At 73.4% G+C, this 13,871-nt stretch carries 12 protein-coding genes; 10 read left to right on the top strand and 2 right to left on the bottom strand.

Translation table 11 applies throughout. The features are described from left to right. The first annotated feature begins 121 nt into the window (after positions 1 to 121). Both AC07FK_RS25750 and AC07FK_RS25745 read left to right on the top strand, forming a co-directional pair. A complete protein-coding gene (locus AC07FK_RS25750) occupies positions 122 to 688 on the top strand; it encodes a sigma-70 family RNA polymerase sigma factor (protein ID WP_479107299.1) in 567 nt (188 codons plus the stop codon). 37 nt (positions 689 to 725) lie between these two features. Then, entirely contained in the window at positions 726 to 1,229 is a 504-nt protein-coding gene (locus AC07FK_RS25745) for a GNAT family N-acetyltransferase (RefSeq protein WP_479107298.1), read from the top strand. A 141-nt stretch (positions 1,230 to 1,370) separates the two neighbouring features. Here AC07FK_RS25745 and AC07FK_RS25740 read toward each other — a convergent pair whose 3' ends face one another. After that, entirely contained in the window at positions 1,371 to 1,796 is a 426-nt protein-coding gene (locus tag AC07FK_RS25740) for a hypothetical protein (RefSeq protein WP_479107297.1), read from the bottom strand. Positions 1,797 to 1,798: 2 nt separating this feature from the next. Then, on the bottom strand, positions 1,799 to 2,158 hold the full coding sequence (locus AC07FK_RS25735; RefSeq protein ID WP_479107296.1) for a hypothetical protein: 360 nt from the start codon (positions 2,156 to 2,158) through the stop codon (positions 1,799 to 1,801). A 62-nt stretch (positions 2,159 to 2,220) separates the two neighbouring features. Here AC07FK_RS25735 and AC07FK_RS25730 point away from each other — a divergent pair, with 62 nt between their 5' ends. The 8 genes from AC07FK_RS25730 (at position 2,221) to cobA (ending at position 13,824) form a co-directional block, all read left to right on the top strand. Continuing rightward, entirely contained in the window at positions 2,221 to 2,874 is a 654-nt protein-coding gene (locus tag AC07FK_RS25730; RefSeq protein ID WP_479107295.1) for an HAD family hydrolase, read from the top strand. Between the two features lie 392 nt (positions 2,875 to 3,266). Continuing rightward, the gene (locus AC07FK_RS25725; protein ID WP_479107294.1) at positions 3,267 to 4,328 is read left to right on the top strand and encodes a methionine ABC transporter ATP-binding protein; all 1,062 of its coding nucleotides are present in this window, start codon (positions 3,267 to 3,269) and stop codon (positions 4,326 to 4,328) included. Then, positions 4,325 to 4,996 carry a methionine ABC transporter permease gene (locus AC07FK_RS25720; protein ID WP_479107293.1) on the top strand — a complete coding sequence of 224 codons (672 nt, stop codon included), beginning with the start codon at positions 4,325 to 4,327 and terminating at the stop codon, positions 4,994 to 4,996. Before AC07FK_RS25725 ends, AC07FK_RS25720 begins: the two co-directional genes overlap by 4 nt. Positions 4,997 to 5,082: 86 nt before the next feature. Continuing rightward, positions 5,083 to 5,946, top strand: a complete 864-nt coding sequence (locus tag AC07FK_RS25715) for a MetQ/NlpA family ABC transporter substrate-binding protein (protein WP_479107292.1) — start codon at positions 5,083 to 5,085, stop codon at positions 5,944 to 5,946. A 164-nt stretch (positions 5,947 to 6,110) separates the two neighbouring features. Continuing rightward, positions 6,111 to 6,758 (top strand): GNAT family N-acetyltransferase, encoded by a 648-nt coding sequence (locus tag AC07FK_RS25710; RefSeq protein WP_479107291.1) that lies wholly within the window; start codon positions 6,111 to 6,113, stop codon positions 6,756 to 6,758. Positions 6,759 to 6,879: 121 nt separating this feature from the next. Next, complete coding sequence (cbiE, locus tag AC07FK_RS25705; RefSeq protein ID WP_479107290.1) at positions 6,880 to 8,133, top strand: precorrin-6y C5,15-methyltransferase (decarboxylating) subunit CbiE; 1,254 nt, start codon at positions 6,880 to 6,882, stop codon at positions 8,131 to 8,133. A 387-nt stretch (positions 8,134 to 8,520) separates the two neighbouring features. Then, a complete protein-coding gene (gene cobT / locus AC07FK_RS25700) occupies positions 8,521 to 12,024 on the top strand; it encodes a nicotinate-nucleotide--dimethylbenzimidazole phosphoribosyltransferase (RefSeq protein WP_479107289.1) in 3,504 nt (1,167 codons plus the stop codon). Between the two features lie 525 nt (positions 12,025 to 12,549). After that, complete coding sequence (gene cobA, locus AC07FK_RS25695; protein ID WP_479107288.1) at positions 12,550 to 13,824, top strand: uroporphyrinogen-III C-methyltransferase; 1,275 nt, start codon at positions 12,550 to 12,552, stop codon at positions 13,822 to 13,824. Positions 13,825 to 13,871 lie beyond the last annotated feature (47 nt).

The raw sequence follows: 13,871 nt of genomic DNA, 5'->3' as shown, positions 1-13,871 counted from the left end.
GGTGGGACGGCTACACCAACAGCAGAAAACACCCCCCTGGGCCTAGGGGGGGGGTCTTTGGTGGCGCAACACAAACCCCCCCCCCCCACGGCGGCACGTCCCGCCTGGCATGACCCTCCCGATGCCCGCCGCCGCACCGGCCGCCTTGTCAGCCCTTTCCGCCCCGTCCCGCTCGTACGACCTGTTCCGCACGCTGCGCCCCCTGCTCGCCGCAGAAGCCGTGGCGGAGGCCGCGAGCGGGGGAGTCGAACCCGGCGACCTCGAACAGGCCGTATGGCTGCGGCTCCTCGAACTCCTCGACGGGGCGGGCCCGCCGCCCGACCCGGCCGGCTGGCTGCTGCACGCCGTACGCACCGAGGCGAGCCTGGCCCGCAGCGCGACGCGGCGCGAACTGCCGTACCCCTTCCCGCCGGCCGCGACGACGGACTCCGCCTGCCCGGAACGCGCCGCGCTGAGCGCCGAGCGGCGGCGCGTGCTGCGCGCGGCGGTCGGCAGGCTGCCTGCCAGGTGTGCGCGGCTGCTCAACGCGATGCTGTCGCCGGCGGATCCCACGTACCAGGAAATCGCAGGGAAGTTGGGAATGTCACAAGGCAGTTTGGGGCCGATGCGTTCCCGTTGCCTGGGATGCCTGCGCAGAATGCTGGCGGCGGAGGTTGCGGCTCCTGAGCTGAGGGGAAGGGAGCGGTAAGCAACCGGCGTATCAGGCGAGCGGGAGGCATGCACACATGGGCATGAGCGTGACCATCTCAGCGGCAACGGCGCAGGATGCCGAGCAGATCCTCAAGTTGCAGTACCTGTGCTATCAGAGCGAGGCCGAGCTGTACGGCGACTACAGCATCGAGCCGCTGACCCAGACCCTCGACGACCTGCGGGCGGAACTCGGGCGCAGCCACACGCTGGTGGCGCGGCTCGGCGACGAGGTGGTCGCCTCGGTGCGCGCGGCGGTCGACGAGGCGGGAACCGCGAGGATCGCCAAGCTCATCGTGCATCCGAGGATGCGGCGGCACGGGCTCGGAGGAAGGCTGCTCGACGCGATCGAGGGGCGCTTCGCCGCCGAGCCGGCCGCCAAGCGCTTCCAGCTCTTCACCGGCCACCGCAGCGAGGGCAACCTGCGGCTGTACCGCAGCCACGGTTACGCCCCGGTCGCCACCGAGCAGATCGCCCCCGGCCTCGCGCTGGTCACCCTGGAGAAGGAGCCGGCGGCGCAGTCGTTCGCCGCGAGCGCGTAGGCGCCGGGGCTCCCCGCTCCTCGCACGCCGGACGGGCCGCAGTCGCCGCGGAGCGAAGAGCTCAGCGGCCGAGCCGGCCTGTTGGGCGTGTGCCGGGACGCCTGCCGCCCGGAGTGCCGGGCGGCAGGGACGCACCCGTCGCTAGGCGCTCCGCGCCCTGCGCAGCCACAGCATTCCCGTCACCGGCAGCAGCACCGGAATGAACAGGTAGCCCTTCCCGAACGCCGACCACACCGTCGCGTCCGGGAACGCCGACGGCTCGATCACGGTCCACGTCCCGACCACGAGCACGCCCAGCAGCTCCGCGCCGCAGCACACCAGCGCCGCACGCCGGGCCGTCTCCCCGCCCCGCACCAGGGTGTAGGTGATGAAGGCGTAGACGAGCGCGGCGACGGCGGACAGCGTGTAGGCGAGTGGCGCCCGGCCGTACTCCGTGGCGATCTGGTAGATCGAACGGGACACCGCGCCGACCGACATGACGCCGTACAGCCAGACCAGCAGCAGTCCAGGACCCCGGACCAGCCGCGCGGGGGCCCCGGAGCGCTCCTCCGTGACGGGCTCGCTCATCGTCAGCCTCCCCAGATGTCGTGCAGCCGGACTTCGAGCACGGCCAGCACGACCGCGCCCGCCGAGACGGTCACGGAGCCCCAGCGGGTCCGCTCGGCCAGCGACAGGAAGCCGGCCGCCGGCACCGCGGCGAGCGCCCCCAGGAGGTACGAAACGAAGATCACCGTGCCGTCGTCCGGCGTGTCGCCCCCCGCCAGCCGCACGATGCCGACCACGAGCTGGGCGAGGGCGAGCAGGGACACCACGGCCATGCCGATGAAGTGCCAGTCCTTGGTGGGCTGATCGCGAAAGGCGGCGTAACCGCACCACGCGGCGAGTGCGAGCGCGGCCACGGAGACCGCGACCGTCAGGGCGTCGAGCATGACGACGAGCGTATTACGACCGTTTACGCCCGCGACAACGGGTGGGCGTAGGGTCGGTCCACATGAAGATCGACGCCGACGCCCTCCTGTTCGACAACGACGGAACGCTCCTCTCCTCCCTGGAGTCGGTGATCCGCTGCTGGACCCGCTGGGCGGCGGAGTACGGCATATCGGCCGAGGAATTCGCCGCCGTGGAACTGCACGGCCGCCCCGCCGCCGAGATCGCCGCTGATCTGCTCCCCCCGGACGCGGTGCCGGGCGCGGTGGCCCGTATCGAACAACTCGAGGTCGAGGACGTGAGCGCGCCCGGGGGCGTCGTCCTGCTCCCCGGAACCGCCGAACTGCTCGCCGGTCTGCCCGCCGACCGCTGGGCCGTGGTCACCTCCGCCACCCGCAGGCTCGCCGAGGCGCGCCTGGACGCGGTCGGCATCCGCCCCAAGGCCATGATCGCCGCGGACGACATCACGCGTGGCAAGCCCGACCCGGAGCCCTACCTGACCGCGGCCCGCAGGCTGGGGGTGGACCCGGCGCGCTGTGTGGTCTTCGAGGACGCGCCCGCCGGACTCCGCGCCGGCCGCGCGGCGGGCATGCGCACCGTGGCATTGGCCACAACGCACGCGCCGGCCGAGCTGGTCGCCGACATCGTCGTGCGCGACCTCTCGGCCGTGTCGGTCCAGGCCACGGACGACGGAGTGCGGATCGTCGTCGCTCACTGAGAGCGACCGGGCAGGGTCCGCCGGCGAGACAAAAGTGTCCGCTATTCGGACGACGTCGATCGATGCGTACGCACGTCTGGTTTACTCATCCGCATGACCACGACGAGCAGCCGCACCCTTGCGACCGAGGCGACGATGACGCCCGGTGCTCGTTGTATGTGTCGAATGTGCGCCTTCTGAGGGCCCCTGCCTGAGCCTCGCGCCCCGAAGCGAGACCCGACAGCCGCGCCCCGAGTCCACCCGAGTGCCCACCCGCTCCCGGAGGACCGGGCCGCCTGCCCCGCGCACGCGTTGCCTCCGGTACCCACCGACCCAGCCGTGCCACGTCCACAAGACGAATGCCCCGTGCCCGGCGGACACTGCGCCGCGCACTCGACAGTGACGGAAACCCTGTGATCACCACTACGGGCCTCACCAAGGTCTATCCCTCGCGTGGCCGCGAAGTCACCGCCCTGGACGGTGTCGACCTGCACGTACGCGAGGGCGAGGTGTACGGCGTCATCGGCCAGAGCGGCGCCGGCAAGTCCTCTCTCATCCGCTGCGTGAACCTGCTGGAGCGGCCCACCACCGGCACGGTGACCGTCGACGGCCAGGACCTCACCGCGCTCGCCGGGCGGGGCCGCCGCGCAGGCAGGGAACTGCGCCGGGCACGCAGCCGTATCGGCATGGTCTTCCAGCACTTCAACCTGTTGTCCTCACGCACCGTGAAGGACAACGTCGAGCTGCCGCTGGAGATCCTCGGCGTCTCCGGCCAGGCCCGCTCCCGCAAGGCGCTGGAACTGCTCGACCTGGTCGGCCTCGCCGACAAGGCCAAGGCGTACCCCGGCCAGCTCTCCGGCGGACAGAAGCAGCGCGTCGGCATCGCCCGCGCCCTGGCCGGCGACCCCAAGGTGCTGCTCTCCGACGAGGCCACCTCGGCCCTCGACCCCGAGACCACCCGCTCGATCCTCCAGCTCCTGCGCGACCTCAACCGGCAACTGGGCCTGACCGTCCTGCTCATCACGCACGAAATGGACGTCGTCAAGACGGTCTGCGACTCGGCCGCGCTGATGAAGAGGGGGCGGATCGTCGAGTCCGGCACCGTGAGCGAGCTCCTGGCGACGCCGGGCTCCGAACTGGCGCAGGAACTCTTCCCGGTGGGCGGCCAGGCGTCGGGCCCCGGCTGCACCGTCATCGACGTGACCTTCCACGGGGAGGCGGCGACGCAGCCGGTGATCTCCCAGCTCTCCCGTACGTACAACATCGACATCTCGATCCTGGGCGCCGCGATGGACACCGTCGGCGGCAAGCAGATCGGCCGGATGCGCATCGAGCTGCCCGGCCGGTACGACGAGAACGTCGTCCCCGTCGGCTTCCTGCGCGAGCAGGGGCTGCAGGTCGAGGTCGTCGACGGCCCCACGAACACACCGGCGCGGACCGCCGACTCTGCCCTGGTCAAGGAAGGTGCCAAGTGAACTGGTCGGAGATGCAGCCCCTGCTGACGCAGGGCACGGTCGACACCCTCTACATGGTGCTGTGGTCCACCGTCGTGTCGGTCGCCGGCGGCCTGCCGCTCGGCATCCTGCTCGTCCTCACGGACAAGGGCGGACTGCTCCAGAACGTGGCGGTCAACAAGGTCGTCGGCGTGATCGTGAACATCGGCCGTTCGCTGCCGTTCATCATCCTGCTGATCGCCCTCATCCCCTTCACCACGCTCGTCGTCGGTACGTTCATCGGCCCCAGCGCGATGATCGTGCCGCTCGCCATCGGCGCCATCCCCTTCTTCGCCCGGCTCGTCGAGACCGCGATCCGCGAGGTCGACCACGGGCTGGTCGAGGCGGTCCAGGCCATGGGAGGCGGCGTACCGACCGTCGTCTTCAAGGCGCTGCTGCCGCAGTCCCTGCCGTCCCTGATCTCCGGCGTCACCACCACCGTCATCGTGCTCGTCGGCTACTCGGCGATGGCGGGCGCGGTCGGCGGCGAAGGGCTCGGGAGCAAGGCCGTGACGTACGGATACCAGCGCTTCGAGACCGACTTCATGCTCGTCACCGTGGTCGTCCTGATCGCCCTCGTCACCGTCGTGCAGCTCGTGGGCGACGGCGTCATCCGGCTCCTCGCGCGCCGCGGACGCACCGCCTCCTAGGGACGCGCCCCAGAACCTCCTCCCCAGCAAGCCCGCACTCCTTGTCCGGGCGACACCACCGCACCACCCAGAAAGAGGCACTTTTCGTGCGTAAGAACATCAAGATCACCGCAACCGCCGCCGCCTCCGCCGCTCTCGCTCTCGGCCTCACCGCCTGCGGCACGGCCTCCGACCCGGGCGCCAAGAGCGAGGCGGGCGGCAAGGCCGACGCCTCCAAGGCGCTCGTCGTCGCCGCGTCCCCCACACCGCACGCCGACATCCTCAACTACGTCAAGGACAACCTGGCGCAGAAGGCCGGCCTGAAGCTCGAGGTCCGGGAGTTCACGGACTACGTGCTGCCGAACACCGCCACCCAGAGCGGCGAGGTCGACGCCAACTTCTTCCAGCACAAGCCCTACCTCGACGACTTCAACAAGAAGAAGGGCACCACCATCGTGCCCGTCGCCGACGTCCACCTGGAGCCGCTGGCCCTCTACTCCAAGAAGGCCAAGGACCTCAAGGACATCAAGCCCGGCCAGACGGTCGCGGTGCCCAACGACACCACCAACGAGGGCCGCGCGCTCAAGCTGCTCGCGGACAACGGCCTCATCACGCTGAAGGACGGCGCGGGCCAGGACGCCAAGCTGAGCGACATCAAGGACAAGAAGGGCCTGGAGTTCAAGGAGCTGGAGGCGGCCACGCTGCCCCGCGCCCTGAACGACGTCGACGCCGCGGTCATCAACGGCAACTACGCCATCGAGGCCGACCTCGAGCCGGCCAAGGACTCGCTGGCGATCGAGAAGGCCGAAGGCAACCCGTACGCCAACTTCCTCGCGGTCAAGAAGGGCAACGAGAAGGACGCCCGGGTCGAGAAGCTCGCCGAGCTGCTCAACTCCGACGAGGTCAAGAAGTTCATCGAGGACGAGTACGCCGGCTCGATCGTGCCGGCCTTCGACACCGTCAAGTCCTGACGCCCCCACGGTCCTTGGGACGCGAAGGCCCCGCCTGCCCCGCACCGGCCGGCGGGGTCTTCGCGTCCCCGGGGCGACCGCCACCCGACCATGCACACGGCAGGGATGATGCTGCATGCTGTGCCTTTACGTCCCTCACGACGGTCCACGGCATGGAGCTGCGCATGACTACCACCTTCCCGGACATCTCCATCAGCACGGACCGGCTGGTGCTGCGCCCCTTCGACGAGTCGGACATCCCCGCGCTGACCGAGATGATGAGCGACGAGATGGTGGTCGCCTGGACCGCCGCGCCGCACCCCTACACCACGCTCGACGCCGAGCGCTGGGTGCGCAGGATCGCTCCTGCGGAGCGCACGCAGGGCCGTGGCATCGCGTTCGCCGTCACGGAGTTCCTCACCCAGCGGCTCGTCGGGTCGGTCCACCTCCGGCACACCGACTGGCGCACGCGCGCCACCGAGGCCGCCTACGTGACGGCGCCGTGGGCGCGCGGCGAGGGCTATGCCACCGAGGCGGTGCTCGCCGTCGCCCAGTGGATCTTCCGGGACCAGCGGTTCGAGCGACTGGAGCTGCGCACGGCCGCCGACAACACCGCGTCCCAGCAGGTCGCGCAGAAGATCGGCTGCATCAGCGAGGGAGTGCTGCGCAACGCCTGGATAGCCCGGACCCGGACCGAGAACGGCACGGACGGCGGCTGGACCGACATCCGGACCGATCTGATCGTGTGGAGCCTGCTCCCCGAGGACCTCGAAGGCGTGGCCGACCGGATGGCCGACGCGGCCGGTTACAGCACGTACAACGACTGGAACTGACCTCCCGCCCGAGGCCGCCCGGGTCCGCACCGGCTACGCTCACCCTGACTCGCCGCCGCAACAGCAGCCACTGCCACCTCACCCACCGCACCCCAGCGACGACTCCAGGAGACTGACAAGGATGGCCGACCGGGTCACGGTGATCGGCTGGGACGGATCACCGCTCACCGCCGCGGCCAGGTCCGCACTCGCGGCCGCCACCCTCGTCGCGGGCGCCGGGCACCACCTGGCGCTCCCCGAGGTGCCGCCGGGCGCCGAGCGCATCCGCCTCGGCAGCGTCGACCTCGCCGCCCGCCGCATCGCCGGGCACCGGGGCACCGCGGTCGTCCTCGCGGACGGGGACCCGGGCTTCTTCGGTGTCGTACGCACCCTGCGCGCGCCCCGGCACGGCCTGGAGGTAGAAGTGGTGCCCGCCGTCTCCTCGGTGGCCACCGCCTTCGCCCGCGCCGGAATGCCCTGGGACGACGCCCAGATCGTCGTCGCCCACAGCCGCACGCTGCGCCGCGCCGTCAACGTGTGCCGCGCGTACCCCAAGGTCGCCGTGCTCACCTCGCCGGGCGCCGGACCGGCCGAACTCGCCCTGCTGCTCGACGGAGTGCACCGCACCTTCGTGATCTGCGAGGAGCTGGGCACCGCCCGGGAGCAGGTCACCGTCCTGACGTCCGACAAGGCCGCCGACCACGCCTGGCGCGATCCGAACGTCGTCATCGTCATCGGCGGCGCCGCCGGCCCGGCCAGCCAGGCGGGCGGCTGGATCGGCGGCCGCGACCCCGGCTACCCGCCCGCCGTGCGCGGCTGGGCGCTGCCGGCCGCGGAGTACGGCGACCGGGAGGACGCCCGCCCCGGCCGGACGGCGCCAGGCGAGGGCGGGTCCGCCGGACTGCGGGCCGCACAGCTCGCCCGCCTCGGCCCGCGCACCGGCGACCTGGTCTGGGACATCGGCTCCGGCAGCGGGGCCCTCGCCGTCGAGGCCGCCAGGTTCGGGGCGGCGGTCATCGCCGTCGACGCCGACCCCGACGCGTGCGGCCTCACGACGGCCGCCGCGCGGTGTTTCGGCGTACAGCTCCAAGTCGTGCACGGACGGGCGCCGTACGTCCTGGAGAACCTGCCCGAGCCGGACGTCGTCCGCATCGGCGGCGGGGGAGTGCCGGTGGTCTCCGCCTGCGCGGACCGCAGGCCCGAGCGCATCGTGACGCACGCGTCCACCCGCGACGAGGCGGAGGCGATCGGCCGGGCGCTCGCCGAGGGCGGTTACACCGTCGAGTGCGCGCTGCTCCAGTCCGTCGAACTCGACACCGAGGCGTGGTCCGAACGCGACCGCTCGGTGGTCTTCCTCCTCTCCGGTGTCCAGGAGCGGCGCGAAACGTCCCGGTGAACCGCGGCGTGACGGGCGGGGCGGGCCGCGGTCCGGGATCGCGCCCCGTGATGATGCCGCTGGGGGGCGCGGGGTAGGCTGGCCGATCGTTGTACCGCAGCCGGGCGTTCGGCACTTCGTTCGCCAATGTCCGGAAAAGAGGCCCGGTTTGCTGCCTCATGTGGTACGGCGCAGCCGGGGGGCGCGCAACGTGGCGCAGCCCACAGCGATCCGTGGCGGGACTTCCCGCTCTGGCGGCGAACGGCCGCGAGAATGCATGGTGTCCGCGGGGCTTTCGTGCCGCGCGACAGGGACGCTCGTTAGTTGTTGAAGCGGGTGCCGACATGCCGCGAGCGGGCGTCCCGGGCGAAGGGCCGAAGGAGCACAAGCGATGGGCGAGGGGTACGCATGACTGACACCGGCCGGGTCCCGGGCGAGGGACTGCCGGAGGACGCAGGCATGGTGGCGCAGCCGGGCATCCCCGCTCCGGAGGCGTACACCTTCCTCGAACCCTCCGAGAGCGCAGCCGAGGACGACGACCTGCTCCTGATGCCGGGCGCGCAGGGCGCGTGGAGCGACCCGCAGGTCGTGCCGCCGCAGGCGCCGGCGCCCGCGCAGGAGCCGCCGCACCCGTTCGCCGAGGCCCCGCGGCCGGAGCCTCAGGTGGCGGTCGCCGCCGAGCCGCAGCCGGCTCCTGCCGCCGAGGCGCAGAGCGCGGCGGCCGCGCAGCCGCTGCCCCAGGCCGCGCCCCTGCCGGAGGAGCCGGGCGCGCACGAGACCGGCGGCCGTGACTCCGGTTCCGTCGACCTCAGCGCCGTCCGCACTCCGCAGCCGGCCCCCGCCGCGGCCCAGGCGGCGGCGCCCGCGCGGCGTCCGCTGCACCTCGGCCCGCCGGTGCCCGACGCGACCGGCGGCGTCGTACGGTCGCTGGCCGACCGGGGACCCGCCGCGGGTGCGCCCAGTGCGCCCGTGATGCCGCAGAGCCCGGCGCCCGTTCAGCAGCCCGCGCCGCAGATCACCGGTCTCGAGTACCTGGACATGCCGGGCGACGAGGCGGCCTCGCTGCCGGGGCCGCAGCTCGGCATGATCCCGTCGCAGGCGGCCCAGCCGTGGCCGCGGCCTCAGGAGAGCCCCGCAGAACCTCAGGAGAGCCCCGCAGAAACGGTCGCTCCGGCGGCCGTGGCCCCGGAGCCGCCGGTCCAGCCGGCGGCGATCGCGGAGCAGCCCGTGAGCGCTCCGGCCGAGCCGCAGCCGGTTGCCGGGGCCGTCGCGACGGAGCCGGCCGCTCCGGAACCCCTCGCTGACGAGGCGCAGCAGCCCCTGCCGCCGCAGGCCCCTGTCGTCCCGGTCGAGGACTCCGTCCCGGCCGAGCCGCACGCCGCCCCGGCGCCGGCCGCTGGGCCCGCCCCCGAGGCGGTGACGGAAGCGGAACCGATCGCTGCCGCCCCGGAGCCTCAACCGGCCCCGGAAGCGCACCCCACCGAGGCGACGGCGCCCGAGCCCGTCGCGCCGGCGGCGGCGCAGGAGCCCGCACCGGAACCGGCCGCCGCGGCGGCCGAGCCCCAGCCGGAGCCGGCCCCCGAGCCGGCTGCAGAGGTGGCCGAGCCCCTGCCCGCCCCGGAGCCGGTCACAGCGGTCGCCGAGGCCCAGCCCGTCCCGGAGCAGGCTGGTGCCGAGCCCCAGCCGGAGCCGGCCCCCGAGCCGGCCGCGGCGGAGCCCGCGCCCCAGCCGGTCCCCGCCCCCGCGCAGGTGGCGGAGCCGATCACCGCCCCCGAGCCCGTCGCGACGGTGGCCGAGCCTCAGCCGGAGCCCGCCCCAGAGCCGGAGCCGATCCCCGCCCAGGTGGCGGAGCCGATCGCCGCCCAGGAGCAGCCGGCCGAGCCGGGCCCCGACGCCACCGCACCCATGGCCGCCGAGCCCGTCGCCACGGCACCCGTCGCCGCAGAGCCCGTGGCGGAAGCCCCCGCTCCGGTGCTGGTGCCCGCACCGCGCGACGGCGGCCCCGCCGCGGAGCTGCCCGCACAGCACGCCCCGGAACCGGAAGCGACCCCTCAGTCGCAGACCGCGGCCGAGGCCGTGCCCGAGCCGCATGCACCGGAGACCACCCCCGAGCCGACGGCGGAAGCCGCCCCCGAACAGGTTCAGGAGCCCGTCCCCGCCATCCCGGAAGCCGCTCCCACCGCCCCCGCGCCGGGTTACGACGACGCCGAGCGCGAGGCGGTGCTGCGGGTCATGCGCGAGCGCCGCGACATCCGCAACGGCTTCCGCAGCGACCCCATCCCGCACGAGGTCCTCCTCCGCGTCCTGGAAGCCGCGCACACCGCCCCGAGCGTCGGTCACTCCCAGCCCTGGGACTTCGTGGTCATCCGCTCGGCCGAGACCCGCCGGACGATGCACGAACTGGCCGTCCGCCAGCGCGACGCGTACGCCAAGTCGTTGCCGAAGGGCCGGGCCAAGCAGTTCAAGGAACTGAAGATCGAGGCCATCCTCGACACCCCGGTGAACATCGTCGTCACCGCCGACCCGACCCGCGGCGGCCGCCACACCCTGGGCCGCCACACCCAGCCCCAGATGGCGCCGTACTCCTCCGCGCTCGCGGTCGAGAACCTGTGGCTCGCCGCCCGCGCCGAGGGACTCGGCGTCGGCTGGGTCAGCTTCTTCGACGAGCGCGAGATGGTCCGCGCCCTGGGCCTGCCCGAGCACCTCGAAGTCGTCGCGTACCTCTGCGTCGGCTACGTCGACGAGTTCCCGGAAGAGCCCGAGCTGATGCAGGCGGGCTGGTCCAAGCGCCGCCCGCTCTCCTGGGTCGTCCACGAGGAGACGTACGGCCGCCGCGCCCTGCCCGGCGAGGAGCCGCACGACCTTCTCCAGGAGACGGTCTCCACCATCCGCCCGCTGGACGCCAAGGCGCTCGGCGAGGCGTGGGAGCGCCAGAAGCGCATGACCAAGCCGGCCGGCGCGCTCGGCATGCTGGAGATCATCTCGGCGCAGCTCAGCGGCCTTTCCCGGATGTGCCCGCCGCCGATCCCGGAGCCCGCCGCCGTAGCGATCTTCGCGGGTGACCACGGCGTGCACGCCCAGGGAGTCACGGCCTGGCCGCAGGAGGTGACCTCCCAGATGGTCGCCAACATCCTCGGCGGCGGCGCGGTCTGCAACGCGTTCGCGAGCCAGGTCGGCGCGGAGGTCTGCGTCGTGGACGTCGGCGTGGCCGGCGAACTCCCGTCCACGCCCGGTCTGTTGCCCCGCAAGGTCCGCGCGGGGACGGCGGACTTCACCACGGGGCCGGCGCTCACTCACGAGGAGGTGCTCGCCGCGATCGAGGTGGGCATCGAAACGGCGCGCGACCTGGTGGCGGCGGGCAACAAGGCGCTGGTCACCGGCGAGATGGGCATCGCCAACACCACGGTCTCGGCCGCCCTGATCGCCGTCTACACGGGCCAGGACCCGGCCGAGATCACCGGCCGCGGCACGGGCATCAACGACGAGATGCACGCCCGTAAGGTCGACGTCGTACGCCGCGCCCTGGAACTCCACCAGCCGGACCCGGCGGACCCGATCGGCGTCCTGGCGGCGGTCGGCGGCCTGGAACACGCCGCACTGGTCGGCTTCCTGCTCGGCGGAGCGTCGCTGCGTACGCCGGTGATCCTGGACGGCGTGAGCGCCGGAGCGGCGGCGCTGGTGGCCCGCGCGATCGCCCCCGAGTCACTGGCGGCCTGCATCGCCGGCCACCGCAGCGCGGAACCGGGCCACGTGGCCGCCCTCAACAAGCTCGGCCTGCGCCCCCTGGTCGACCTGGACCTCCGCCTCGGCGAGGGTACGGGCGCACTGCTCGCGCTCCCGGTGGTCCAGAGCGCGGCGAGGGCGATGCACGAGGTGGCGACGTTTGACTCGGCAGGAGTCACCGAGAAGTAGCCCGCACGCAGCCGGGCCGTGCCCCTCACGCTCCGCCGTGGGGGGCACGCCAATGCCCGCGCCCGCCACCGCCCCCACGGAGACATATCGGGGCGCTTTCCGCAGGGTGAGAACGATCAGTACCCGGGTACCGATCGCAGCCCGCGGCAGGCGCCCCACGGTGCCGGGAGGGGACGTGTCGGGGCGCTCCCCGCAGGGTGTCGAACGCAACACGCCCCCAACGATCCCGTTGCCCGAACGTTCGGCACTCGAGGAGACGCTCCGACGCGGCACCGACCCCGTCCGCGAGCCGAGGCCCCGCAGCCCCCGCCCCGCCCCCGGTCCCCGCAGCCGCGCCCCGGAAGTGACCTGCCCCGCCCCCGTCCGCCAGTGACCCCGGAGCCCCCGGCCCGTAAGGTGTTCGCGGGGCCCCGAACCCCGCCCCACCAGCCGCTTCACCGTCGCAGCGGCGCAGGCCCCCCGATGCCGCCGAGCGGCAGGGCCGTACAGCCGCACCCACCTCCCCGCCCCGAGGAGCCGCACGCCATGAACGCGCACGCCGCCGCAGGCGACCCGTACCCCGCCTACCCCGTCGGACTCCGCCTCGCCGGGCGGCGCGTAGTCGTCATCGGCGGCGGCCAGGTCGCCCAGCGGCGACTCCCGGCGCTCATCGCGACCGGCGCCGACATCGTCCTCGTGTCCCCGACGGCCACCCCCTCGGTCGAGGCGATGGCCGAAGCGGGCGAGATCCGCTGGGAGCGCCGCCCGTACGCCGAAGGAGACCTGGCCGAGGCGTGGTACGCCCTCATCGCGTCCACCGACGCGGCGGCCAACGCCGCCGCCTCCGCCGAAGCCGAACGCACCCGCACCTGGTGCGTCCGCTCGGACGACGCCGATGCCGCCACCGCCTGGACCCCCGCCACCGGCCGCTCCGAGGGCGTGACCGTGGCGGTCCTGACCAGCGGAGGCCCCGACCCCCGCCGGACCGCCGCCGTACGCGACGCCATCGTGGAGGGCCTGCGCGACGGCACCCTCGTCGCCCCCCACCACCGCACCCGCACCGCCGGCGTGGCCCTCGTGGGTGGCGGCCCCGGCGACCCGGACCTGATCACGGTCCGCGGCCGCCGCCTCCTCGCCGAGGCCGACGTCGTCATCGCGGACCGCCTCGGCCCGCGCGACCTCCTCGACGAACTCCCGCCGCACGTCGAGGTGATCGACGCCGCGAAGATCCCGTACGGCCGCTTCATGGCCCAGGAGGCCATCAACAACGCGCTCATCGAGCACGCGAAGGCGGGCAAGGCCGTCGTACGGCTCAAGGGCGGCGACCCCTACGTCTTCGGCCGCGGCATGGAAGAGGCGCAGGCGCTCGCCGAGGCCGGCATCCCGTGCACGGTGGTCCCCGGAATCTCAAGCTCCATCAGCGTGCCCGGCGCGGCCGGAATCCCCGTCACCCACCGCGGCGTGGCCCACGAGTTCACGGTGATCAGCGGCCACGTCGCCCCCGAGGACCCGCGCTCGCTCGTCGACTGGAAGGCGGTCGCGGGTCTGCGCGGCACGCTCGTCCTGCTCATGGCCGTCGAGCGGATCGGCGCGATCGCCGAGGCGCTGACGGCGTACGGCCGTTCGCCCGAGACGCCCGTGGCGATCGTCCAGGAGGGCACGATGGCCGCACAGCGCCGCGTGGACGCGACGCTCGCGACCGTCGCGGAGACGGCCAGGGCCGAGGACGTACGCCCGCCGGCGGTCATCGTCATCGGCGACGTCGTGGCCGTGAACACCCCGGGGGCCGGCCCGGCGGCAGCCGCGCCGCACGCGGAGTAACCTCCGGTAACCGAACCGCCGCTCACCCGTTGGCACCGTATCCAGGA

The organism is Streptomyces sp. NPDC046122, assembly GCF_056429965.1.
Note: the sequence above shows the minus strand (reverse complement) of the source record. Positions and strands in the feature narration are given on the sequence as shown.

What these genes read in the sequence shown, in the direction of transcription:
- AC07FK_RS25750 (WP_479107299.1), top strand. Translation starts at nt 122, where the DNA reads ATGCCCGCCGCCGCACCGGCCGCCTTGTCAGCCCTTTCCGCCCCGTCC.
- AC07FK_RS25745 (WP_479107298.1), top strand. Translation starts at nt 726, where the DNA reads ATGGGCATGAGCGTGACCATCTCAGCGGCAACGGCGCAGGATGCCGAG.
- AC07FK_RS25740 (WP_479107297.1), bottom strand. Translation starts at nt 1,796, where the DNA reads ATGAGCGAGCCCGTCACGGAGGAGCGCTCCGGGGCCCCCGCGCGGCTG.
- AC07FK_RS25735 (WP_479107296.1), bottom strand. Translation starts at nt 2,158, where the DNA reads ATGCTCGACGCCCTGACGGTCGCGGTCTCCGTGGCCGCGCTCGCACTC.
- AC07FK_RS25730 (WP_479107295.1), top strand. Translation starts at nt 2,221, where the DNA reads ATGAAGATCGACGCCGACGCCCTCCTGTTCGACAACGACGGAACGCTC.
- AC07FK_RS25710 (WP_479107291.1), top strand. Translation starts at nt 6,111, where the DNA reads ATGACTACCACCTTCCCGGACATCTCCATCAGCACGGACCGGCTGGTG.
- cbiE (WP_479107290.1), top strand. Translation starts at nt 6,880, where the DNA reads ATGGCCGACCGGGTCACGGTGATCGGCTGGGACGGATCACCGCTCACC.
- cobT (WP_479107289.1), top strand. Translation starts at nt 8,521, where the DNA reads ATGACTGACACCGGCCGGGTCCCGGGCGAGGGACTGCCGGAGGACGCA.
- cobA (WP_479107288.1), top strand. Translation starts at nt 12,550, where the DNA reads ATGAACGCGCACGCCGCCGCAGGCGACCCGTACCCCGCCTACCCCGTC.